The organism is Maricaulis sp., from assembly GCF_015665295.1.
In the GTDB taxonomy this organism is placed as follows: domain Bacteria; phylum Pseudomonadota; class Alphaproteobacteria; order Caulobacterales; family Maricaulaceae; genus Maricaulis.
Genome location: NZ_JADFAJ010000015.1, coordinates 15092 through 38918 on the forward strand (window position 1 = coordinate 15092; position 23827 = coordinate 38918).

Consider the following 23827-nt stretch of genomic DNA (forward strand, 5'->3'; position numbering starts at 1 on the left):
CGCGTCATCATCTTCAATCCCCGTCTGCGGCATCGGGAATGCCGCCTGTCTGACCTCAAACGCCATATCCGGCCTGATCCTTCACGCGGACCAGGCCGGACACGGGTAGCGCCCCCCGGCACACACCCGGATGCCTGGCGCACGCCATCGCGCCACCAGACAAAACTTGTCGCTCGGGAACAGGCCGGTTTTCGGAAAGGCGAACAATCGCCCAAACGGGTGGGTGGGGCGGGTTTTCCCAGTCGGAGAGGCACATCGGCCACACCGCAACGAAAAGACCCCGGCCTTCCTCTCGAAGGCCGGGGTCCTGCCGTGTCATTGAATAGCGTCGTGAGCGCCCTCCGCCCTAGCCCGGCGCCGTGAAGTGCTCGGCGCTGAAGCTGTAGGCCGGCGATGCCGGCGCCGTCATGGCCGGAGCGACATCGAGGGAATAGCCGACATCACTGCACACACCGGGCGCTTCCGGCATGGTGCGGTTGAACACCATCAGGGCAACATGATCATGCGCGGTCGTGTCGACGACACCCCCCTGTCCCAGCGGGATGACCTGGATCCGGTCCCCATCCTGCGCCAGCGCGAACAGATCCAGCCCGTCATCACCGCGCAGGCTGAACTCGTAAACGCCGTCCAGCGCCACCGTGATGTAGTTGGCGCCCAGCTGCTCCAGTCCGCCCTTGGACATCCAGCCGCGTTCGCTGCTGAGCGTGTGCTGCACGCGGACCGTGCTGTTGAACATCGGTGCGAGATCATAAGCGAGGGCATAATTCTGGGCCCGCCAGCGGCTGATGACGTCGGGAATGGTCGTCCCGACCGGCTCCAGCGTCGCCGCCATCGTCTCGAACCCGTCGAGAGCGACGCTGTTCTCCCACATCGTCACCACAATGCCTTCGCCATAAACGTCGGCCATCGACTGCAACAGGGTCCATTGTGAGTAGTCGAACCCGTCCTGGCTCGTCGTCCAGCACACTTCAGGTGCGGCGAAATCTGTCTCGACATAGTCGGTTGCGTCCTGGTCACTGCCGACCGTCGTGGTCTCGGTCCACGAGGCCGTTGCCTCGTAGAGCCAGTCGAGGCCTTCCTCGGAATCATAGCCAAACTGGATGACGTGGTTGAATTCATGTGTTGCCGTGGCGCGCATCAGGCTGTGCACAGATGCTGCCTTGCCCATGCCGACAAAATCATTGTCGATCACGAAGACAGTACGGGCCGCCGCAGTTTCGCGGACATCAGACGTGTTGCTGTTGTCGAAGACGATCTGGACGGGGTAGGTCACACCCATCGATCCGTCCGCATCGGCGACATAGGCGCGGTAGCGACCATCATCATCGCGCACCGGCTCGGCCCAGCCGATCCGGCTGACCTGGCTGTCGAGCATTTCCTGCAGCGCATCGCCGACCGATTGGGCATATTCGGTAGACGAGGCGTCGACGCCTTCCAGCGTGTAGAGCACGCGGAAATCCGGCGTCATCACCGTCAATTCAGGTCCGCTCAGTGAGACCCGGTTTTCAAGCAGCTCCTGCAGGGTTTCAGCCACGGAGGCATCGACAAGGGACAGCTCGAGCCGGAAGTCACCGGAACTCTCCCCACTCCGATAACGCCGGAGCTCGAGCGTGTAGGTCGCGGTCTCCGGTGCCGTGAAGGCGATCGCCGAATTCAGCGATCCATCGCCGCGGTCATCATTCAGGGCGACCGGATTGCCATCGGCGCCAACCAGCCTGAGCACCGTATCGAGATCGCCCGTGACAGCTTCGGCGATGGCCAGAAGGGTTTCACCGGCGGCCAGTTCGATCGGGTAGTCAAACTCAGCTTCCCGCCCTCCGATCGTGCCATCATATTCAGCGAAGGGCGTGCGTTCGATACTGTCGAAATCGAATGGCACTTCGGCATTGGGGTCGATCGCCACAGACAGGACCAGATCGCCAAAGCTGGCGGCGTCGAACGTGCCCAGCTCGACAGTGTAGCGGCCCGCTTCCGGCGCTTGGAACACCAATTGCGAATTGAGCGATCCGTCGCCGCGGTCATCGTTCTGGGCAATGATGGTGCCATCAGCACTGATAAGGGTGAGCGTTGTATCCAGGCCATCAGTCAGCGCGTAAGTCGTGACGACGAGAATGTCATCGACGGCCAGTTCGACCGGGTAGGTTTCGGCGGGCCGGTCGCGCTCAAGGGTGACGGATGCCTCGCTGAGAATGCGGGCCTCACTCGACAGGCCGAACTCGACCCCCTCAGCGATGACAAGATCGAACGCTCCCGTCGCACCGCCATATCCGGTCACCACGGCGGTATACCGGCCCGATTGTTCAGCGAGGTAGGTGATCTGCGAGGAGAGGTCGCCTGGCTCGCGGTCATCATTCTCCGCGACCGGTCGCCCGTTGGGGTCAAGCAGTTCGAGAACCGTGTCAAAGCCGCCGGTCGGCTGGGTCGTCAGCGTGACAATCTGTCCGGCCTCGAAATCGACCTCGATCAGCGAGCGCGCCGCCTGCTCAGTCACCTCGCCCGCGACAACCCGATCATCCGCCGCTTGCGCAACCGCGCTTCCGGCCAGACACACAAACGCACCCAGAACATAACCTACGCGCACATACGCCTCCCACAGCCAGCCGCCGGAGGAGTCCGGTGCAGCTTTCCCCTCCCCGCTTTAGCGGCATCTTGAGACCACCACAAGCGAGGTACGAAGACCCGGGGCTTGCAGCAGCTTACTTCAACTTGTAGCGCTGCAGCTTGCCGGTCTGCGTCTTTGGCAGGCTGTCCACGAAGACGATTGAGCGCGGATATTTGTAGGGCGCGATCTCGGATTTCACATGATCCTGCAGCAATTGCTCAGTCACTGCTTGAGGATCACGACCCGGCTTCAGCACGACGAAGGCCTTCACGATGGTGCCGCGCGTCTCGTCTGGCGCGCCGATCACCGCACATTCGTCCACGGCCTCATGGGTGAGCAGTGCCTGTTCGACCTCGGGCGCGGCAATATTGTAACCGGACGACACGATCAGATCGTCCGACCGCGAAAAATACCAGAACCGGCCCGCGGCATCTCGGCGGTAGAGATCGCCGGTCACATTCCAGCCATTGATGACATATCCGGCCTGCCGCTCATCATCGAGGTAGAGACAGCCGGTCGGTCCCCGGACAGCAAGCCTGCCGACTTCGCCATCGGTCACAACCTGCCCGGCCTCGTCGATCACACACGCTTCATAGCCCGGCACCGCACGGCCGGTCGACCCGGGCTGGATGTCCGGACCGGACTCGGAAATGAAAATGTGGATCAGCTCGGTTGCACCGATCCCGTCAATCAGACGAATGCCGGAACAGGCGTGAAAAGCCTCCGACACGGCCTTGGGCAGGTGCTCACCGGCAGAAATCCCCTTGCGCAGGGATCCGAGATCATGATCCGCCCAGCCCGCCATCAGCGCCCGATATCCCATCGGGGCCGTGAACAGCGTCGTCGCACGGTAGCGCTCAATGGTCTCGCACAGAGCGTCAAAGCCGGGCCGCTCGGGCAGGGCGACGGCTAGCCCGGCGCGGGCGGGGAAGACCACGAAGGCACCAAGGCCGAAGGTGAAAGCAAAAGGCGGAGTGCCCGTATAGATTTCGTCCGGCTCGGGCGACAGGACATGCCGGCCGAACGTGTCGGCCATCGCCAGGACGCTGGAATGGAAATGCGCACAAGCCTTGGGCTGCCCCGTCGTTCCCGATGTGAAGGCCAGAAGCGCCACATCATCGCGGGCCGTGTCAGCGTTCTCGAATGAGGTCGGCATGTCCCGCAGCGCCGTTTCAAAGGCACTGCCCGGCCCCCAGCTCGCAATCGAGGCCAGCAGCGGCACGGTCTTGGCCGCCTCGACAACCGGCTCCAGCAGCGACGGATCACACAGGGAAAATGCGACCTGCCCCTTGCTGATCACCTTGACCAGCTCTCCGGTGCGCAGCATCGGCATGGTGGTCACGGCGACGGCGCCAGCCTTCATGACGGCATACCAGGCCGCCATGAGCTCAATCCCGTTCGGTCCGTGAAGCAGGACCCGATTTCCAGGCTCAACACCCATCACGCGGGTCAGGTAGTTGGCGATCCGGTTGGCGAGCTCCAGCAGGTCCGCATAGCTCAGCGAGCGGTGGCCGCAGTGAATTGCGGGCCGATCGCCCCACCCATTGGCGACGGCACCGTCGAGCAGCTCCGCTCCGCAATTGAGGCGATCGGGATAGTCGAGTCCGTCAAGGTCGAAGCGGAAGTCCGGCCACTGCGCACGCGGTGGCAGGTGATCACGGGTAAAAGGGTCAAGATGACCACTTGGCTGCATTGTCATCACGTCCTCCCCGACGCGTTTGACGTCTGTGTGGTGCGGACCTTCGCGGCCCGTCTTGTCAGTCCGGCAGAACGGCCGTTGTCTCGATTTCGATTTTTGCCCGTCGCTCCACCAATCCCTTGACGATGACAAAGGCCATCGCCGGATAATTGCGCCCCATGCACGCTTTCCAGATCGCGCCCAGCGCCGGCCCGGCTGCGAGATACTCGTCCCGATCGGTGAGATAGCCGGTCATGCGCACCACATGTTCCGGCCCGGCCCCGGCTTCGGCCAGCACTGCCAGCGTGTTTTCCAGGACCTGCCGAAACTGGTCGGCAAAATCATCGGACACGATGGTCTCGGTCGCGTCCCAGCCAATCTGACCGGCCACGAAAACCGTGCGCCCGCACGCGACAAGCCCGTTGGAATAGCCTTTCGGCCGCGGCCATCCGGGTGGTTGCAGGGTCTCCATCATGCCGCCTCCCTGAACGCGAGCATTCGCGCCTTCAGCTCTGCGGGGATCGAGATCGGCCTGTTCGCGGCTGCATCGACAAACACCAGGGTCGGCCGCGCAATCATCCTGACCGTCTCGTCGCAACGGGCCGTCACTGCGAGCCGGATCGAGGACCGGCCGAGTTCACGCACGATGAGCGAGAAGACGAGCGTTTCATCGAGCCGGCTTGGTGCCTTGAACTCGGCCTCCATATGGGCGAGCGGAACGCCGTGAGGACCGTTGACGATCATGGCGTCAAAACCGTAGCCGAGGCCCAGTTCAAACCAGTCCTCGATGGTCGCATTGATCATCTCGAAATAGCGTGGATAGAAGACGATGCCGGCCGGATCGACATCAGCAAACCGGATGCGGCGCGCAACGTCAAAGGTCATGGCGCCGCCTCCGAAAGGTGAGCACGGGCGATCACCAGCTTTTGCACTTCTGACGCGCCCTCATAGATGCGCAGCGCCCGGATCTCGCGATAGAGCGCCTCGGGCACGCTGCCCTTGGTGACGCCCAAACCACCGAATATCTGCACGGCGGCGTCGATCGCTTTCTGGGCCGCCTCGGTGGCATAGAGCTTGGCCATTGCCGCCTCACGGGTCACCCGCGCCGCGCCCATGTCCTTGGTCCAGGCAGCCCGATAAATCAGTAGCGCCGCCGCGTCGATGTCGACCGCCATCTCGGCCAGCTGGGTCTGCACGCCCGGCAGATCGGCCAACGGCCTGCCGAACAGCTTGCGCGATTGCGCCCGCCGCGTCGCTTCATCCAGCGCCCGGCGCGCAAAGCCCAGAGCCGCAGCCCCGACCGTCGATCGGAAAACGTCAAGCGTCCCCATCGCAATCTTGAAACCGCTACCCGCCTCGCCGATCCTGTTTGAGACTGGGATTGAGCAGTTTTCAAACTGCAGGCGCGCCAACGGGTGCGGCGCGATCGTGTCGATCCGCTCCGCGATGACAAGCCCCGGCGTATCGGCCGGGACGACAATGGCACTCAGACCGCGTGCTCCGTCCGCCTCGCCGGTCCGCGCAAACACGACGTAGAAATCAGCAATCCCGCCATTGGATATGAAGGTCTTCTCGCCTTTGATGACATAGTGGTCGCCGCCCAGCTCGGCGGTCGTGGTGATCGCCGCTACATCCGACCCCGCCTCGGGCTCTGTCAGGGCGAAAGCGGCGCACAGACGGCCCTCGCCCGTACCCGGGAGCCAGGCCCGGCGCTGTTCCGGCGTGCCGAAAAGCGAAATCGCTCCAGAGCCCAGACCCTGCATCGCAAAGACGAAGTCGGCTAGCCCGGACCGGTAGGCCAGATGTTCGCGGATCAGGCAGAGTGAGCGCACGTCGAGCGTCTCGCTGACCCCGCCATGGGCCGCCGGTACGGCATGGCGGGTGAACCCCGCTCTGCCCAGCGCCGCCCGGATCTCCGCGCAATCCGCGTCCACGTCATCATGGTCGGCAAAGCCGGCATCAGCGAAGCGAGCGGCGGCCCAGCTGGAAACCTCCCGCGCAAGATCGCGGTGACAGCCCTCGAAGAACGGCCAGGAAAGAAAGCTTGTATCGGCCATTCAATTGCCCTCGAAGACAGGTTTCTCGCGGGCGATGAAGGCTTGATAGGCCCGCTCGAAATCGCGGGTCTGCATGCAGATGGCCTGGGCCTGGGCCTCTGCCTCAATAGCCGTGTGCAGGCTCATGTCCCACTCGGTGTTGAGCTGGTTCTTGGTCATCGCATTGGCGAAATTCGGCCCGGCCGCGATACGGCCCGCCCATTCGCGCGCCGTATCCATCAGGGACTCTGCCCCAACGATGGCATTGTAGAAGCCCCAGCGCTCACCCTCTTCGGCGGACATCGATCGGCCAAAGAAGAGAAGCTCGCTGGCCCGCCCCTGACCGATAATGCGCGGCAGCATAGCGCACGCACCCATATCACACCCCGCGAGTCCGACCCGGTTGAACAAAAAGGCGGTCTTCGCTTCAGGCGTCGCAATGCGCAGATCTGCGGCCATCGCCATGATCGCCCCGGCACCGACGCAGATCCCGTCAACCGCAGCGATCACCGGCTGCGGACAATCGCGCACGGCTTTCACCAGATCACCGGTCATGCGCGTGAAATCCAGTAGTCCCGCCATGTCCTTTTGAACGAGTGGCCCGATGATCTCGTGGACATCGCCGCCAGAGCAGAAATTCCCGCCAGCTCCCGTCACGATCACGGCCTGGACCGGCTTCACATAAACCAGATCGCGAAACAGGTTTCGCAATTCGGCATAACTCTCGAATGTCAGGGGGTTCTTGCGGTCCGGCCGGTTGAGCGTGATCGTCGCGACCCCGTCGGCAAAGGTCCAGAGAAAGTGTTCCGGTGCATAGGTGTTCGGATCCATCATCATCTATCCAGTCCGTTCGGTTCGAAGGCAGTGAAGGAGGGTCTCGGCCTGCTCACCCAGGGACGAGACAGTCTGGCCAGGCAGGTCAGCGAGCAGTTCCGCCAGCCAGTCGGCGTGGGCATGGGCCATCCGGGCAAAGGTTTCCTGCCCGGCTTCGGTGAGCTGGACACGAAAGCTGCGCCGGTCCTGTGGCAATGCGTCCCGCGTCACCAGCCCATCGACGACCATGCGGCTGATCAGTCCGGTGACATTGCCATTGGTCACCAGAAGGCGATCCGACAATTCACCCATCAACAAGCCGTCCGGCGCCCGTTGCAGGGCCGACAGGGCATCAAACCGGGAAAGGCTGACCGCGAATTCTCGCTGGAAACGGCTGCGGAGCTCGCGTTCGATCAGTGAGACCGGCCGGTAAAGGCGCAGCCACAGCTTGACCGCATCACGCGGTTCGTTCGCCTGCTGTCGCGCCGGGCCCGCCATATCAGATCGCTCCGCCGGAAATCATGATGGCCTGGCCGGAAACCGAGCCGGACAGGGGCGAGCAGAGCCAGGCGACCGTCTCGGCGACTTCGTCCGGCTGTATGAGACGCCCTTGCGGATTGGTCTTCGCGAGTTCGGCGATCGCCTCCTCCCGCGTCCGACCGGTCTTGGCCATTATGTTGGCAACCGAGTCCTCGACGATCTGGGTCTCGACATAGCCCGGACAGACGGCATTCACGGTCAGCCGTGTCTTGGCGTATTCCAGCGACAAAGACTTGGTAAGACCGACAACTGCGTGCTTGGACGCCGAATAGGGCGCGACATAGGCACCGCCACGCAATCCGGCGATAGAGGCGATGTTGATGATCCTCGCATAATCGGCTGTGCGCATCGAACCGATTACGGCCAGCGTACAGCGGACCAGCCCGTCGACATTGACCGCCTGGATATTTTGCCATTCCGGCATCGAGGTTCTGTGAAAGGCTTTTGCGGCAGCGATGCCAGCGTTGTTGACCAGGATGTCGACCGGTCCGGCCGCCGAAAAAGCCGCGGTCACGCTGTCATCATCGGTCACGTCACAGCGGATCGCGCGAGCATCCGGCAGCGTCGCAGCGGCCGCCTCAAGGCGCTCAAGCTGGCGCCCCATGAGGATGGTCTCAATACCCATCGCAGCAAGCCGCGCGGCACAGGCCAGGCCAATCCCGGTCCCGCCCCCGGTGATCACAGCCTTGCGGCCTGACAGCTCGGTCATGCGCGAAACTCCGTCTGCTGGGCCCGCTCCAGATTGCGCGCGAGCTGAGCAAATCCGGCGAGATACTGAGGCGGCACGTTCGCGCCCTTCCAGGACAGTTCGGCTGCGGCACGCAGCGTCCAGTTGGGGTCGAGAAGGTGCGGCCGGGCCAAAGCGACCAGGTCGGCGCGGCCGGCGGCGAGGATCGAGTTGACATGATCCGGCTCAAATATATTGCCGACCGCCATGGTCGCGCAGCCGAGCGTATTGCGGATCTGGTCCGAAAACGGCGTCTGGAACATGCGGCCATAGACCGGACGCGCCAATGGCGTCGTCTGTCCGGCGGATACGTCGATCAGATCCGCACCGAGATCCCGGAAGGCCTCAGCGACCTTGACGCTGTCATCACCATCAAGGCCCTGACCGTCGACCCAGTCCGTCGCGGAGAGACGCACCGCCATAGGCTTGTCGCGCGGCCAGGCAGCCCGCATCGCCTCGAAAACTTCCAGCGGAAAGCGCAACCGGTTCTCCAGGCTGCCACCGTACTCATCGCTTCGCTGGTTCGAGATCGGGGTGATGAAGCTCGACAGGAGGTAGCCGTGTGCGCAATGCAGTTCGACCATGTCAAACCCGGCCAGGCGCGCACGCTCTGTCGCAAGGACAAAGTCGGCCTTGATTCGGAGCATGTCCGACCGGTCCATTTCGATCGGGACCTGGTTACCCTGGTCCCAGACGATCGGTGAGGGACCGTAGATCGGCCAATTGCCTTCATCCAGTGGAAGGTCATAGCCCTCCCAGCCAATCTTCGTGGACCCCTTGCGGCCGGCATGGGACAGCTGGATCGCCATTTTTGCCTGGCTGTTCTCATGAGCGAAATCGGTGATCTCGCGCCAGGCTGCGACATGTCCGTCTGTATACAGCCCCGTGCATCCCGGTGTGATGCGCGCTTCGGCACTGACGTCAGTCATCTCGGTGTAGACCAAGCCGGCCCCACCCATGCAGCGCGCGCCGTAGTGGACCTGGTGAAATGGCCCTGGCATTCCGTCCGTCGCCGAATACATGCACATCGGCGAGACCACGACGCGATTGTCCAGGCGCATGTCGCGGAGCTCGAAAGGGGCAAACATCGGTGGGCGCGGATCGGCGACGCGGCCCCCTCCCGCGAACCAGCTCTCGACACCGGCCAGCCATTCCGGATCGCGTTCGCGCAGGTTTTCATGACTGATCCGCTGTGATCGCGTGAGCAAGGAATAGGCAAACTGCTTGGGTTCAAAGCCGAGATAGCGATCGAGATGTTCAAACCATTCGGTGGAATTGCGAGCGGCGCTCTGAAGTTTGAGCACCTCTACCTTGCGGGCTTCCTGATAGGCGACGAGACCCTCGGCAATTGGAATTTCCGTGCTGGTGAGAACTTCGGCGAGCATGATGGCATCCTCGAAGGCGAGCTTGGTGCCGGATCCGATGGAGAAGTGCGCGGTGTGGGCGGCATCGCCGAGCAGGATGATATTGTCGTGCACCCAAGTCTCGCACAGCACGCGGGGGAAATTGAGCCAGGCCGAGCCGCGCAGATGGCGGGCATTCGACATCAATGCCTCGCCGCCCAGCCAATCAGCAAACAGCGCTTCACAGGCCTGGCAGGTCTCATCCTGGTCCATCGCGTCGAAACCAAGCGCGGCCCAGGTCTCAGGCGCGCACTCGACGATGAAGGTCGACGTCGCATCATCGAAACGGTAGGCATGCGCCCAGACCCAACCATGATCCGTCTCGGTGAAGATGAAGGTGAAGGCTTCAAAGACACGGTTCGTGCCCAGCCAGATGAACTTGTTCCGGCGGGTCTCGATGTCCGGCTTGAAAACATCCGCGTGCACCGTACGGATTTTCGAGTTCAGACCATCTGACGCAACGATCATGTCGGCATCGTCAAACCTCGACAGGTCAGCATCCAGCTCGCATTCGAAGTGCAGGCCGACGCCGAGCTCGCGGGCCCTGTCCTGCAGGAGATTGAGAAGATGCTTGCGGCCAATGCCGCAAAAGCCATGACCTCCCGATCGCTCGACCTCGCCGCGAAAGTGCACGTCGATATCATCCCAGTGCGCGAGGCTTTCAGCGATCGCCTGTGCACTGGCCGGATCATTGGCCTTGAGATTTTCCATCGTCTGGTCGGAGAAGACCACGCCCCAGCCAAAGGTGTCGCCTGCACGATTGCGCTCGTAGACATCGACCTCACAGGCCGGATCCCTGAGCTTCATCGAGATCGCGAAATAGAGCCCCGCCGGGCCGCCACCCACACAAGCAATCTTCATGGCGCGTTTCTCCCGGCGCGTGACATTTTATTTTAGAAGTAAAATATATCCGTGTTCAAGGGCAGACCTCGAATTGGCTTGCGGACGGCGGGGCGACAGGATTTCCGCGGCCAAGCAGTTTGGGCTAGACAAGTCGCTGCCGCGCGGCAGACGATTGCACGGTCGCAGACCAGCCCGCTCACGGGATCGCACTGAAGGGGATGACATGCGTGTTTTCAATGCAATGGAGCCGAACGACGACCAGCTTGCCGCATTTCTTGCGCGCAAGGATGGCGGGCCGGTCCACATGGTCAACCTGTTGAAGTTTCGCGAGACCGCTGACTATCCAGACGGGCGTGACGCGGACTTGCCCGGAGCTGAAGCCTATATGCGCTATGGCGGCCCCATGACACGGCTTGTCGAACAGGCTGGTGGTCAGTTGCGCTTTTCTGCCCTGTCTTCGCCGCTTCTGGTCGGTGAGGTGGAGGACACTTGGGATATGGTGGCGATCATGACCTATCCATCGCCTGCGACGCTGCTCGAAATCTCCAAGACGCCCGAGTTCCGCGAAATTGAAGTCCATCGCAAGGCCGGCCTGGCCGGACAACTCCTGATCCCCTGTTTTGGCGCGGAGACCTACCTCGCATGAGCCCGAAATCGCTCACCCCGCTGATCCTGACGAGCCCGACCTTGCGCGCCACCTCTCGCCTCCGGCACGCCGCCTTGCGAAACCTGACCGGTCGGCCGCGCACGCTGCACGCCTTTATCGAGCGCAACGAACCCTATTCGAATCTTCTCCTTCAGGCCCTGCCTCGCATAGCAGAACGCCATGGTGTCAAACTTGTGTGGCACGAGGTCGGGCCGCCCGAACGATCCGCCGCTCCCGAGCCCGACAAGCTGGCCGCCTGGTCGGCCCAGGATGCAGGCTATCTCGCCCAAGCCTATAATCTCAAAACGGAATCACAAGCCTGGCCGGATACCATGGGGCTGGAAGCCGGCAATGCCCTGCGCAATCGACTGGGCCATTACGGCTCGGCGATGACCTGGTTCGAGGGAGAGTGGTATTGGGGAATAGACCGGCTGCACCATCTCGAGTGCCGCCTGGGCGGACAGCCCCTCCTCTTCCCGCCAATCGCCGAGCCGGACCATGCCAATGGTGGTCAGGTCGACGTCTTCCTGTCCTTGCGCAGCCCCTACAGCTATCTCGCCGCCATGCGCCTGTTCGACCTGGCAAAGCATTGGCAGGCCGACATTCGCTTGCGTCCGGTCCTGCCCATGGTGATGCGCGCCCTGCCGGTCCCGACAAACAAGCGGGTCTACATCGTCCGCGACTGCAAGCGCGAAGCCGAGCGACTCGGCCTGCCCTTTGGCAATATCGTGGACCCCGTGGGTGTTGGCGTTGAGCGCGGGCTCGCCGTCCTGGTCGGAGAGATCAATCGCGGGAGGGGGCGAGAATTCCTGCAAGCTTTCATGACCGGCGTCTGGTCGCAGGGGATTGATCCGGCCCATGATGCGGGATTGCGGCGCATCTGTGATACCGCCGGCGTGCGCTGGGATCAGGCCCTGTCCGACCTGGACGATGAAAGTTGGCGGTTGGTCGTCGAAGCCAATCGCGCAGAACTTTTTGAAAACGGACATTGGGGCGTTCCGACATTCAAGGTCGGTGATCGCATGGCCTTTGGTCAGGACCGACTCTGGCTCGTCGGTCAATGGCTGGGGTTGGAATCCAGCTAGGCCCAGGCCCGGGCAACGAACCAGTAACAACCCGCGCCTGAGAGCAGCGCGATCGCACCAAGTCGCGTGTTGGCCAGCAGCCAGGCCGGCAAGAACCGACGGGAAAAAAGCCACGCCAGTCCGATCACGCTCACAAACACCACCTGACCTATCTCAACGCCGAGATTGAATCCGAGCAAGGCGGCAACCTGGTCGCCGCGTGGCAGCTCAAGCTCCAGCAGGATGCCGGCAAAACCGACCCCGTGGATCAGACCGAATCCGGCGCTGAAAGCCGGCACCGTGCGCCGGACATCACCACCCGCGTTCAGCCAGGCGAGATAGCTGCCGGTAAATATCGCGAGCCCCAGCCAGACCGTTATGGGAATTGTGCCCAAGAAGAGCGTATTGGTGACCCCCATCAAAACCAGCGCTGCGAAGACCAGCACAACGGTGCGGCGCTCCGGCCGCCTGGCCAGAAACGCGGCTTCGGCTGCGACGAACAGGATAGAGAAGCCAATCAGCGCCTCGATCGCCGTGCTGGGCGGACTGATCCAGCCGAGATAGGCCAGCCCAAGCGTTGCAGAATGCCCAAGTGTGAAACCGGCCGTCGCCGCCAGAATTTGTCGCCAGTTTGCGACCACAAGGAGCAGGGCGAGCAGAAAGGCAAGGTGATCAGGCCCGGCCAGGATGTGGGTTACGCCCAATAACGCATAGCGCCCGAGACGCGCGATGAACGGCAAGGGTTCGCCCGTGGCGCTGAGCCGGGCCAGCGTGTTGCCGCGTGTAAGGACGAATTCCTGGCGCTCGCCCGCGATCATTCTCGCCTGCAGGAAATGCACATGGTTCGGCGAGAAGGGTGAATAGACCTGGACGTCGATCTCAACCGGACCCGCACCGGCATCGCACAGCCAGTCCGTGAAGCCCTGAAGGCGTCCGTCGCCGAGCAAGCGGACCGCAGGCTCACTCGACAAGCGGCATGGCTGGTTGTCGCGACGCACTTGCAGCCCTTCAGCGAGACGCATCCGGAAGGCAGCTTCCAGGCTGGTCCCCGGGGGAAGAGACGCGAGGAAAAGCGTGGCCTGCCTTGCATCGAGCAGAAACTCGCCGGTCATGCCGTTCGTCGTCTCCGTCCAGTCAGAGGCAGAACGACTGCGTTCATGCGCGCTGGCAGGCGCAGCGTGAGCAAGAAAAGCGAAGAGAAGGGCGAGGGTGAGCGTGATCGGCCGGCGCATCAATCTGCCCGGATCGTGATCTCGGCCCGGTCGCGCAGATCTGCCAGATAAGCTTCCAGGGCCGCCTCCTCGCTCCGCTCTCGCCACAGGGCGGACACGGCATCACGTTGTTGCTCGAATGCGGCTGGCTGAGGGTCACGGCGCTCCAGGATCGTCAGGCGGTTGTGACGCCCCCCCTCTCCGGCAATCTCCGCCGTCTCACCCGCAGCCAGGGAGAGCGCGGCTTGAGCGAGTTCGGCCCCGAGATATCGACGCAGGTCGCTTGCACTGATCAGCCGGTCCGGCGGGTGGGCGGACGGGCGCCTGAAAGGCCCACCCGCGGCCGGGCCACTCAGCCACTCAACGCGCAGCATCGGTTCACCGGAAAAGCGCTCCGGCTCCGCCGCAAATAATTCGCGCAAAGCCGCTTGGTCGGGCTCGAGATCGGCTCGCGCCAGAATGGAGTCAATCATCGCGATCACCACGGATCGGCGTATGGTGGAGGCGTTGCGTGGCAGATCGAGCTCGATCGCCCTCTGGTACAGGAGCTCCTCGTCGATCAAGCGTGCAAGCGCATAGCTTGAAGCATCTTCGGGGAGGTCATTGCGACTGTCCCGGGCCATCGCCTCGAGGGCAAGCTGCAAATCGGCATCGGTGATGAAATGGCCATTGATGCGCGCCACCACCGGACCCGCTGGTCCGGCTTGTGACACCGGCCAGAACAGGGTCGCCATGGCCAGCAAGGCTCCGCCTGCGGCGCCCGCAAGACAGGCTGCGCGCGCGTCCGCCATCAGCCCTCATCCGCCGCGCGGACCGGCCCGGTCTCGCTGTAACCGAGATAGATCGGTGACGACCAGGCCCGATGCTCGACATCGGCCACACAACCTTCGTCCATGTCGGTCCGGTAGTCTCCCAGACAAGGATTCACGCGGACACATTCGCCGGTTTCGTCATACTCGCAACGGAGGGCATCCCCGTTCACCTGCCCCGACGCTTCCTGGATTGCCCGCACATAATAGACCGTATCGCGCCCGCCTGCAGCGAACTCCGGATCAGTGAACTCAACCGTGCACCCCTCGCCCTGATCCTCGCAGGGCAGGCTGAGCCAATCGTCTTCGATCAACAGATCAACCGATTCCTCGGGCGTGATCTGAGGCCTGATCCGCACGACCTCGATCCGGGTGATGCGGTGCCGTTCATTGCCGGGATTGTAGCATTCGCCGCGACACAGCTGCTGCAGGCGGTCAGCTGGCAACCCCCGCACAGAGTAGTCTGGGCAGCCGGGGTTTTGCCGCAAGGACCCAGCAGCGCGGACGCGAAACACCGGATCCATACCGGTATCCGCCTCCCCGCCCATCGGCGTCAAAACATTTCCGCCATCATCAATGCGGTCAAACCAGAGCAGTTGGCGCAGTCCTGACGTTGCATAGACATTGCGCGTCTGGAGGGCATCCCAAATCCCATCGCGACTACGTTCGCCGGCATGGGCGGCAACCAGGCCGCCACCGGTAAAGAAGCTGGACTGCCGTTCGATTTCCGTGACCTGGAATCCGACATTCCGGGTCAACTCCTCACGCGTCATGGCACGAGACCGCGAGGACGCCTCGGGATCAGGCGGCAGCAGGCGCTCGGCAATGTCACGCGTTACCGCGCCGCTGGCATCGGTCATGTAGTGGCGGGCATGTGGCTTGTAGCCGATGCCAGGGCGCGCGGTATGGGTATCGGAAGAGCCGATGAAGCCCCAGCGGAAGCGTTGCGGTTCAGCCCCGTCAAAATTGGATATCGCCAGACCGTACTGGACCGAGCTGGTCGGATTGAAATTGAACGCCGGCAGGAAGCAGTCACGACACTGCCCAGCGTCGAGCCAGTCAGCAATATCCTCACCGAGCACGGTCATGTGAGCGGCCAGGCCGACATAGGCCGCGTTCGCCCGAGCCTCCTCGGCACGGGCAGCACACTCGATCTCACCTTCGCCATCGGCCCGGCAACGTTCCTCGATTATCTGCCCGGCACGTTGACAGGTCGGCAGATAGTCGGCGGTCGCCTCCGGACAGGTTGGCGCCTCCGTCGTGCCGGCGGACTGGCGCCAGGATCGGTATTCCTCGGCATTGCCATGGCCTGAAAAAATCTCGATCAGCGGGAAGGATTCCGGGCGCTGCGCGTCCACCAGCTGCTTGTCCCAGGTCGTGCCCGGTGGCGTATAGAGCCCCCACGCCGAGCCATGCGGGATGATGAGCGGGTCCAGCCGCTGGGATTCGAGACGGGCAACGAGTTCCCCGGGCGTGGCGGCCATTTCGTAACAATCACGCGGCAGATCGCCCGAAGCGATGTCCGGGTCACACAAGGGCGTGTCACGCACCTCCTGAACGAAACGCCCGAAATCATAATAGTCCTGGCGGTGTTCAAGATCGAGAAACACGATTTGCTGTGGCAGCAGGCCGCGCGCATTGTCCCGCAGGATCCGGACCGTCGTGCCGGCGGCGGCGATCGGGCGGGCGGCGATCTCATCCGGGTCGAGGGTGCGGAAGATCACATTCTTGTGGCCGTAATGATCCTCCGGCAGGGGCGCAACCTGGGTCCATTCGAAGCCGATGAACGGGACTACGTCCGGCACACTGCCCGTGCTTGACTGGGCCTCGCACTGTTGCATGGTCTGCAGCGATTGAGACCAGCGCGCCGGCGTCAGCGCCTCGGCATGATCGGTGATCGCCCAGAAGTCGAGCGCCGAGCAATACCGGGCGAAATCGCAGGCATCTGCGAGTGGATTGGCACCCTCGCCACGCAAAAGGGGCAAGGCCCAGACGAAAGCGTCGGTTGAGAAAGTCGAATGCACATGCAGGTCGCCAAACAGGATCTCTGTACCCGGCTCAACGCCCAACGCCGCCTGTTGCGCGCGTTGTCCGGCCCGCCTCTCCTCGACGACCTGTGCGGGTATCTCCGCGCCGACCACCTCGCCCGGCCCACGAGTCCGCCCGTGCCAGCCCTGGAAGATGCCAATGATATAAAAGCCGACAATGACTGACAGAAGGCCGGCACCGAACAGGACAATCCGTAATAATCGCAACATTGCCTCGCCTCCCGCATGACCGGTTGCATCCATGCCTCGAAACCCTATAAATTGGCACTTGTAGTGTCAATTTAATTCGAGGCTCGCCGATGGCGCTGGAATCGGGTGGGGCGGATGATGGGCGCAAGGCCCGGCGCTCCCGAAGCCGTCTGAAAATCGTCCATGCCTTCAAGGATCTGATCCGCGAAGGGATGGCGACACCGAGCGCACCGGCAGTCGCTGAAAAGGCTGGTGTTGGACTACGCACCGTCTATCGCTGTTTCGAGGACATGGGCTCGCTCTATCGCGAGCTAGTCTCTATCCTGCATGAGGAATTCCAGCCGCGCACCCTGCAGGACCTGGAGACACCGGATCGCACGGTCAGGCTCACACATTTGCTGGCCAATCGCGCCGCGATCTTCGCCGAACTCGAGCCATTCCTGCTGGCGTCCGAAGCGAAACGCCATGCCTACAAGGCCCTGGAACAGGATTATGGCTATCTCCTTCGCGTCGAGCGGGAACGCTTGCAAGTGTTGCTCAATCCTGACGGCCAGCTGCCCGACGAAATGTTCGAAGCATTGCACGCGGTCACCAGCTTCAGCTTCTGGCGGCGATTGCGTATCGAGCAAGGCCTCGATTGCGACGCCGCAAGTCGTGTCATGGCGCGCGCTGCCCGAGCGCTTCTGACTAAATCGCCGCCACCGATTTTGATCAAAGCCGGAGCCTGACCGATCACGGCTGCGACCGAACCACAGCTTCAGTCGGGTCGCCCCTTTTCACGCGGCCAATTTCGGGCAGTGCGAGCCTGAGCGTCATCTCGCACCATCGGCGCTTGACGGGATAGATCACGAGGCCCACGCCTGATCGTGGACGCCCGAAGGGCAATAAACGTCAGCGCAACTCGTCACGAGCACCTGCTCGAATGCCTCGCCCGAGCAAGTCTGATTTTGCCATGGGCGCTTCCGGATATGCGGTGCAGTTTCCTGACCATACCGGCTCGGTCCCAAACACACTGCGCTTTGGGCGACACGAACACCTGCGGGTCACAAGCCTATCCGGCGTTTCGAAGCGAAAGCATTGGACGAAATCATATCATCACCCTCTGCCGGAAGCCTTCGGGAATGGCGGTTCCATCAAGGGACCGGGGTTCCGAAAACCTCGATCGACCTCCAGCAAAGCGCTCAGTCAGCACATATTCAGTCGCTGAAATTTCCGAGGCACATGTCTAATGCTCACGCAAAGGTCGCGATATGAGAAAACCGGCAAGCGTGCTCAATGCGATAGACATCAAAGCAACCAAAACAACCGGTTGCGCCACCTCTGCCAGGATCGGTTCCGGCTCGAGCAAGACCTGGCTAGCCGACTGCCCGACAATGGCCAAAGAAAGCGGGCGGACCCACCCGGAAATCAGTGTCCCGATCGCCAACTTCCACGCTTCTCCTCCTATCGTTCCCAACACGAGCGGACAGATTGCCGATGGTGCGATCGGCAGAAGCCGCAACATGATGGTGGTCGTGACAGCGCGGCGCTCGGCCCGCTCGATCAAACGCGCAAGAAGCCCTTGCCCCAGCTTGTTCCCCAACGCCTTTTCCAGAGCCCGCCGCGCCGCACCGCGATCCTGCCTCGCCAGAAGGTGCAGCAGCTGACCGGCCAGCAGCATCGCGAAAAAATAGAGCAGGCCCGCCGGCCACCCAAACAAGGCGCCCGCTACCAAGACAGACAAAGTTCCTGAGGGCAGCACTACCAGTTGGGACGCGAAGAACCAGGCAAAAACCCCGAACAACAGTGCGGCATCAGGGGTCGAACTCGCCCAGCCATCCAACAATTGACCGGAAATGAAGTCGCCGCGCGCAATGCCGATAATCGCGACCAGAATGAGTGCGGACCACACGATCCAGGCCTTGTTGCGCTCGAACCAGACCAGCCAGTGGTGGGGACCGGACATCGCTCCAGCCCGGGCTAAAGATTGACCTTGTTGAACACGAAGGCCGGCGTCCCGCGAATCGCGAGCATGATGAAACGCCAGAACCAGGGCGCATAGACATTCGGGCCGCCCTTGGTCAGCGCGCGCTCGGCAATTGCGGCAATATCATCCGGCTTGGCCCAGAGCGGGCCACCCTTCTCGATCCCGTCCGTCATGGGCGTGTCCACAAAGCCGAGTTTGAGATTGACCGCACGCGGTGCGTTCTCCTGGGCCGCCCATTTGTGGGCCAGCCCCTGCATGAGGACAGAGAGACCAGCCTTGGCGGATCCGTAGACATAATTGGACCGGCGGCCGCGATCTCCGGCGACGGAACTGGCGGTCAGAAGAACCCGGTTCGGCCCGCTCTGGGCCTCCAGCGCACGGGCGCCCGCCATCACCCAGTGCACAGCGCTGGAATAGTTCACCGCTATGATCCGCTCGGCTTCCTGCGGATCGGTCTCAGCCTGCGCCTGGTTGCCCAGAATGCCGTAGAAAACCAGGACTGTATCCAGACCGCCCATCGCTTCGACAGCTTGCGCCATCACGGCGTCCGCACTGCCGGTTTCAAGCAGGTCGAGTGTCTGGATGGCTACCGAGGCCGCGCCGCGGGCCTTGAGGTCCTTGGCCGCGCGCTCCAGGGCATCGGCATTCCGGCCGGTGATCACAAAATCTGAACCCCGGTCGGCGAGCCGCCGCGCGGTGGCCGCCGCCATTGCGGACAAGGCACCCAGGATCAGGACTTTTCGCGGCGAACGGGTCTCGGTCATGAAGTCACTCTCCGCCAGAAGGCTGATGAAAGGGCTGGGTCACGCAAGGCTTCAACACGTTCCCACTCGGGATAGCCCTGCTGGAATATATCTGCGGGCATGCGCCCGTCCTTGGCTGGATAAAGCCGCCCGCCCGCAGTCTTGACGATCGCATCGAGGTCGGCCAGCAGCGCGGTTGTTTTGCTTCCGGCATTCGCGAAATCCAGCGCGAGGGTGACGCCGCGCATGGGGAAGGACATCAAACCCGGCGACGGCCGGTCGCCCAGCGTTTTGAGCACAGCCAGAAAGGAACCCTGACCCGAGCGCGCGATCAAGTCGAGCATCTCGCGTGTCGCTTCGCGCGCCGTCTCGGATGGTATCACGGACTGATACTGGTAGAAGCCGCGACTGCCATAGAGTCGGTTCCAGTCCCGTATCGCATCCAGCGGGTGGAAGAAGCCGGCATAGTGGACACGAGAATTTCGCGGCTTCAGCAGCTGAGAGCGCCGGTAGGTCATGTTGAAAGCCCGCAAGGTCAGCCGATTGAGCGCAAACCCAGGCGCATCCACCGGCAAACCCGGGCCGGATTTGGCGTCATGCGGCGTCAGGCCGCCACTAGCGGCCCAGTTGCCACTGGTGAAAACGCCTTGGCCCAGCCGGTCTCCGCGCGCGGTGCAGTCGATCCAGGCTACAGTATGTTCGTAATCAGCCGCTCGCGCTTCGGCGATTTCGAAGAAGGCATCAACATTACGCAGAGGCTCGACATGCTGGTCGAGAAAAGCCGAACGGATTGGCACGAGCTGGAGATCAACATCCAGGATCAGACCGGTCAGGCCCAAACCGCCAATGGTCGCCGCAAAAAGATCGCCAGGCGTTTCCGGATCGACGTCAAGCACGCCCTTGTCCGTGCGGGCCAGGGTGAAGCGGAGAACATGCGATCCAAAACTGCCCGCGATGTGATGGTTCTTGCCATGAACATCATTGGCTATCGCCCCGCCCAGCGTCACATAGCGGGTACCCGGCGTGGTCGGCAGAAACCAGCCATGCGGGACCACCACGCGCAGAAGGTCATTCAGCGACACGCCCGCCTCAGCCCGCAGAACCCCGGTCTTGGGATCAAATCCGATGTAGTGATCCAGCCGGGTCGTCTCGATGAGCGCCCCGTCTGGATTCAGATTGCTATCGCCGTAGGACCGGCCCAACCCGATAGGCAGGGCAGACATTTTCCTGTTTGCGACCTCGCTGAGGATGGCAACCGCCTCTGTCGGCGACTCGGGCTTGGCAACATCGTGATGCGCCTCGACCACACGCCCCCAGGACCGTTTTGCAGTTTGAGAACGGAACGCCTGGCTCATAGCACGCTCGCGGCCAGGAACATCGCAACCAATATGACACCAAGCCCAAGACTGATGCGGTCCTTCACCGCAAAGCTCACCGGGTCGTCGTCCAGCTCTCCGCGATGCGCCAGGAGCCAGATGCGCAAGGTCCAGATACCGATCATGGCCGGGGCAACCATCAGGAATTCGGGCGCCCCGTAGCGCCCGTCCGGGAAAGCATCCTCAATCACGTAAAGACACAGGATGACAATGGCCGCCATGGCGCTGGAAATGCCCAAGGACAAGGTCAGAGGGGCATCTTCCGGCCGATACCCCCGGCCTCGGATCACACTGCCGGGCTCTGCTGCTGCAACTTCCACATGCCGCTTGGCCAGCGACAGGGACAGGAAGAAGAACATTGAAAAGGTGAACAGCCAGTAAGAGGTCTCCGCTCCAATCGCCACAGCCCCGATCACCAGGCGCAGGGTGAACAGGACCGCCAGCAGAACCACGTCCAGCAATGGCTTGCGCTTGAGCGAGAATGAATAGGACAGCGTCACGACGAGATAACAGGCCAAGGCCATCGCTGCGAGCGGGCTGGCGAACAAGGCCAGGAGCATTCCGGCGAGAATAAGGGCGGGTGCCGCCAGCATTCCGAGCCCCAGAGACGCCTTGCCAGACGCGAAAGGTCGCAGACGTTTGGACCGGTGGCGGCGATCCGCGCTGAGATCAACCAGATCATTGAGCAGATACGTTCCGGACGCTGCCAGTCCCAAGCCGAAGAATGCCAAGGCCAAGTTGGGCAGAACCGTAAGGTCCGCATAGAGCCCGCTCAGCAGAAGCGGCGCAATGAGCAGCAAATTCTTGGCCCATTGGTGCAAACGCAGGGCCTTGAGCCAGATCCTGGCTCCGCCGGAGTTCTCAAAGCGTGCCTCAATGGGCGCGTCCAGCATTTCCGCCAATCGGGTCGTAGATGCAGAGGCTCCGGCCAGAATTATGCCGTCAGCATCCTTCCAGACCGACAAATCTGCAGCGCTGTCTCCGGCATAGACATAACCATCGGGAAACTGCTGGCGTAACCAGGCCTGCTTGTTCACGCCCTTGAGGTTATGGGTGTCGGACGACCCGGTCGCGCTGTCGAACAAGCCAAACCGCTCGGCGACCGCATCCGCGATTGCCTGGTTGGCGGCGGTGACGAGATGAATGGCCCGGCCGTTTTTCTTTTCCGCTTCCAAGTATCCCATCAGGTCTTCACGGACAGGCAGGACCTCAATGTCGAGCGCACTGATCGTGTCGACCCTGGCCTTGAAAGCGGCACGCCCCTGCATCAGGCTGGGCAAGGTTGCAAGCAATCCAATCGGCGCGCGAAACAGTCGTTCAGCAAGGCTTTCAACCAACGTATCCGTCAGGAAGAGAGTCCCGTCGAGATCAACAATCAGCGGAAGGGCGCGGGTCATTCGGGACTCTCGGCGGACGGCTTCGCGTCCTTCTTGGAAAAGGTGAAATACTTATGCCCCAGATAGCTGGTTAAAATCGGCGAGGCGACCCCGGCAGCATGTGCCACCAGTTCGGGATACCAGATCCAGCCGATCAGTGGCAGGAACCATTTGGCCAGTGCGATGGTGACGAGCCAGACTTGGGCGGCAGCGATTACATTGACGATGGCAAATCGGATGTACTCATCATGCAGCTGACGACCGCTCTCGGCAAAAACGAACAGCCGGCTGAGCGTATAGGCAGTGGTCATGCCGATGAGGTAAGCGACAAGGACAGAGGCCTCGAGCGGCATCACCAGACGCAGCAGAATATTCGATCCCCAGTTCACGCCGGCTGCGATGCCGCCCGCGACGATAAAGCTGACGAATTCGCGCGTCATGCTACGCCTTGCCGGTCCCGGGCCGCACCGATCTGTTCCACCATGAGCTTGGCGAATCGCACGCTTTCCGACACGCCGCGGTCTTCGGGATAGTAAAAGCACGTATCAGCGATCTGCAGCCCCGCAACCGGCGTTTTGTGGTCCGGAATTAGTTCCGCAAACCCGACTTCACAGACAGGCTGTGCATAGCGCAGCCGGCCGACATGGGAGGCGAGGAGATCGTCGTCGGCCAGTTGGGGGTTCAGCACTTTGAGATAGTCAAAACTTTGATCGATAAACTGTGAATCAGACCACCCGAACTTTTCGTTGGTCTGAGGCATGTAGTAAGGCACATACACAATGTGATCATCGAGCGGACGAAGATTGGAAAACTCCACGATGCCGGGGATTTCGAAATTCTCGTCCGAGATATTGACCCAGAAATTGTCGGTGACCGGTTTCTTCAGCTTGTGAACGACACAGACGACGCCGACATTGCGAATGGCTTCATAGGGCGCCGCGAGCGCCGCATGCTTCTCGCCGAACAATGCCGGCACATAAGGCGTCGGAATAGTTGAGATGACATTGTCCGCCTCGAAGACTTCGCCGTCGGCGGCGCGTACACCCTTGATTACACCATCCTTGATGAGAAATTCCGCGGCCGGTTTCGAGTAGCGGATCGTGCCGCCCTTTTGCTCGATCGCTGCGGCCAACGCGTTCATCAAGGCTTCCGAACCGCCTTCAATATAGCCCAGTTGCTCCTCGAAGAGGCTCTTGCGGGAATTGCCGATCCGCTTGATCCGCTGCCAGATCCAGGCGGCGGAAACCTCATCGGACAGCTCGTAGAATTTCAGATCCATCAGGCGGCGCCAGAGCCGGTCGTAGGCCTTTTCGCCGGACCAGCCGGTGAACCAGTCCTTCGCGCTAATCTTGTCCAGACGCTCCCAATCAGACCGCTTGGTCGAGATGAACATCTGCAAGCCGTAACGGACCTTGGTGATGATATCGATGCCCGGCGCGAACAGAAGCGAGATGGGGTCGCCCCAACGGATCAGCCGACCATCCAGATAATAGCCCATCTTGGTCGAGACCCATTTCATGGCCCCGTTCATGCCCAGCTCGTCCAGCAGTTCCAGCGTGTCCGTGTCTGACAGGCAACAAAAATGGTAGAAGCGTTCGAGCGACAGCCCGTCGAAATCAAAATGCGCCGCCATACCGCCCGGCCGGTCGTCGGCTTCGAGCACCTCGACGTGGAAGCCCTGCTTGGCGGCCTGATAAGCTGCGGCCAGTCCCATTGGACCAGCACCGAGGACGATTAGTTTCTGCTTCATGGGAAAG

21 protein-coding genes are annotated in these 23827 nt (G+C 62.1%); 3 read left to right on the forward strand and 18 right to left on the reverse strand.

Translation table 11 applies throughout. The features are described from left to right. Positions 1–346: 346 nt before the first annotated feature. From QZZ02_RS07670 to QZZ02_RS07710, 9 genes are all read right to left on the reverse strand, one after another. Positions 347–2581 carry a PPC domain-containing protein gene (locus QZZ02_RS07670; RefSeq protein ID WP_291843438.1) on the reverse strand — a complete coding sequence of 745 codons (2235 nt, stop codon included), beginning with the start codon at positions 2579–2581 and terminating at the stop codon, positions 347–349. A 115-nt stretch (positions 2582–2696) separates the two neighbouring features. After that, complete coding sequence (locus tag QZZ02_RS07675) at positions 2697–4301, reverse strand: AMP-binding protein (RefSeq protein ID WP_291843439.1); 1605 nt, start codon at positions 4299–4301, stop codon at positions 2697–2699. Between the two features lie 58 nt (positions 4302–4359). Then, positions 4360–4752, reverse strand: a complete 393-nt coding sequence (locus QZZ02_RS07680; RefSeq protein WP_366511516.1) for a RidA family protein — start codon at positions 4750–4752, stop codon at positions 4360–4362. Continuing rightward, positions 4752–5165 carry a thioesterase family protein gene (locus QZZ02_RS07685; protein WP_291843441.1) on the reverse strand — a complete coding sequence of 138 codons (414 nt, stop codon included), beginning with the start codon at positions 5163–5165 and terminating at the stop codon, positions 4752–4754. The genes QZZ02_RS07680 and QZZ02_RS07685 overlap by 1 nt, the downstream gene beginning before the upstream one ends. Next, positions 5162–6337 carry an acyl-CoA dehydrogenase family protein gene (locus QZZ02_RS07690; RefSeq protein WP_291843442.1) on the reverse strand — a complete coding sequence of 392 codons (1176 nt, stop codon included), beginning with the start codon at positions 6335–6337 and terminating at the stop codon, positions 5162–5164. Before QZZ02_RS07690 ends, QZZ02_RS07685 begins: the two co-directional genes overlap by 4 nt. Continuing rightward, the gene (locus QZZ02_RS07695; protein ID WP_366511517.1) at positions 6338–7147 is read right to left on the reverse strand and encodes an enoyl-CoA hydratase family protein; all 810 of its coding nucleotides are present in this window, start codon (positions 7145–7147) and stop codon (positions 6338–6340) included. It abuts the gene before it with no gap. Between the two features lie 6 nt (positions 7148–7153). After that, positions 7154–7627, reverse strand: a complete 474-nt coding sequence (locus QZZ02_RS07700; protein WP_291843444.1) for a MarR family transcriptional regulator — start codon at positions 7625–7627, stop codon at positions 7154–7156. 1 nt (position 7628) lies between these two features. Then, positions 7629–8378 carry an SDR family NAD(P)-dependent oxidoreductase gene (locus QZZ02_RS07705; protein WP_291843445.1) on the reverse strand — a complete coding sequence of 250 codons (750 nt, stop codon included), beginning with the start codon at positions 8376–8378 and terminating at the stop codon, positions 7629–7631. Beyond that, entirely contained in the window at positions 8375–10660 is a 2286-nt protein-coding gene (locus QZZ02_RS07710; RefSeq protein ID WP_291843446.1) for a bifunctional salicylyl-CoA 5-hydroxylase/oxidoreductase, read from the reverse strand. The genes QZZ02_RS07705 and QZZ02_RS07710 overlap by 4 nt, the downstream gene beginning before the upstream one ends. A gap of 205 nt (positions 10661–10865) precedes the next feature. Here QZZ02_RS07710 and QZZ02_RS07715 point away from each other — a divergent pair, with 205 nt between their 5' ends. Then, positions 10866–11288 carry a hypothetical protein gene (locus QZZ02_RS07715; protein WP_291843448.1) on the forward strand — a complete coding sequence of 141 codons (423 nt, stop codon included), beginning with the start codon at positions 10866–10868 and terminating at the stop codon, positions 11286–11288. Continuing rightward, the gene (locus QZZ02_RS07720) at positions 11285–12373 is read left to right on the forward strand and encodes a DsbA family protein (protein ID WP_291843449.1); all 1089 of its coding nucleotides are present in this window, start codon (positions 11285–11287) and stop codon (positions 12371–12373) included. The genes QZZ02_RS07715 and QZZ02_RS07720 overlap by 4 nt, the downstream gene beginning before the upstream one ends. On the opposite strand, the gene QZZ02_RS07725 is transcribed toward QZZ02_RS07720, so the two are convergent. The 3 genes from QZZ02_RS07725 to QZZ02_RS07735 form a co-directional block, all read right to left on the reverse strand. Then, positions 12370–13464, reverse strand: a complete 1095-nt coding sequence (locus QZZ02_RS07725) for a HupE/UreJ family protein (protein ID WP_291843450.1) — start codon at positions 13462–13464, stop codon at positions 12370–12372. The two genes, QZZ02_RS07720 and QZZ02_RS07725, sit on opposite strands and share 4 nt — an antisense overlap. Positions 13465–13583: 119 nt before the next feature. Beyond that, a complete protein-coding gene (locus QZZ02_RS07730) occupies positions 13584–14354 on the reverse strand; it encodes a hypothetical protein (RefSeq protein WP_291843451.1) in 771 nt (256 codons plus the stop codon). Beyond that, on the reverse strand, positions 14354–16630 hold the full coding sequence (locus QZZ02_RS07735; protein WP_291843453.1) for a DUF3604 domain-containing protein: 2277 nt from the start codon (positions 16628–16630) through the stop codon (positions 14354–14356). The genes QZZ02_RS07730 and QZZ02_RS07735 overlap by 1 nt, the downstream gene beginning before the upstream one ends. A gap of 89 nt (positions 16631–16719) precedes the next feature. On the opposite strand from QZZ02_RS07735, the gene QZZ02_RS07740 reads away from it, so the two are divergent. Further along, entirely contained in the window at positions 16720–17337 is a 618-nt protein-coding gene (locus QZZ02_RS07740) for a TetR/AcrR family transcriptional regulator (protein WP_291843455.1), read from the forward strand. A 497-nt stretch (positions 17338–17834) separates the two neighbouring features. Here QZZ02_RS07740 and QZZ02_RS07745 read toward each other — a convergent pair whose 3' ends face one another. Genes QZZ02_RS07745 through QZZ02_RS07770 form a run of 6 tightly spaced genes read right to left on the reverse strand, consistent with a single transcriptional unit; the run spans position 17835 to position 23820 of the window. After that, positions 17835–18554, reverse strand: a complete 720-nt coding sequence (locus QZZ02_RS07745; protein WP_291843459.1) for a VTT domain-containing protein — start codon at positions 18552–18554, stop codon at positions 17835–17837. A 14-nt stretch (positions 18555–18568) separates the two neighbouring features. Beyond that, the gene (locus QZZ02_RS07750; protein WP_291843461.1) at positions 18569–19339 is read right to left on the reverse strand and encodes an SDR family NAD(P)-dependent oxidoreductase; all 771 of its coding nucleotides are present in this window, start codon (positions 19337–19339) and stop codon (positions 18569–18571) included. Next, positions 19336–20673: an FAD-binding oxidoreductase gene (locus QZZ02_RS07755; RefSeq protein ID WP_291843463.1), complete on the reverse strand. Its 1338-nt coding sequence runs from the start codon at positions 20671–20673 to the stop codon at positions 19336–19338. The genes QZZ02_RS07750 and QZZ02_RS07755 overlap by 4 nt, the downstream gene beginning before the upstream one ends. Beyond that, on the reverse strand, positions 20670–22091 hold the full coding sequence (locus QZZ02_RS07760) for a UbiA family prenyltransferase (RefSeq protein ID WP_291843465.1): 1422 nt from the start codon (positions 22089–22091) through the stop codon (positions 20670–20672). Before QZZ02_RS07760 ends, QZZ02_RS07755 begins: the two co-directional genes overlap by 4 nt. Beyond that, on the reverse strand, positions 22088–22510 hold the full coding sequence (locus tag QZZ02_RS07765; RefSeq protein ID WP_291843467.1) for a GtrA family protein: 423 nt from the start codon (positions 22508–22510) through the stop codon (positions 22088–22090). Before QZZ02_RS07765 ends, QZZ02_RS07760 begins: the two co-directional genes overlap by 4 nt. Beyond that, positions 22507–23820, reverse strand: a complete 1314-nt coding sequence (locus QZZ02_RS07770; RefSeq protein ID WP_291843469.1) for an NAD(P)/FAD-dependent oxidoreductase — start codon at positions 23818–23820, stop codon at positions 22507–22509. Before QZZ02_RS07770 ends, QZZ02_RS07765 begins: the two co-directional genes overlap by 4 nt. Positions 23821–23827 lie beyond the last annotated feature (7 nt).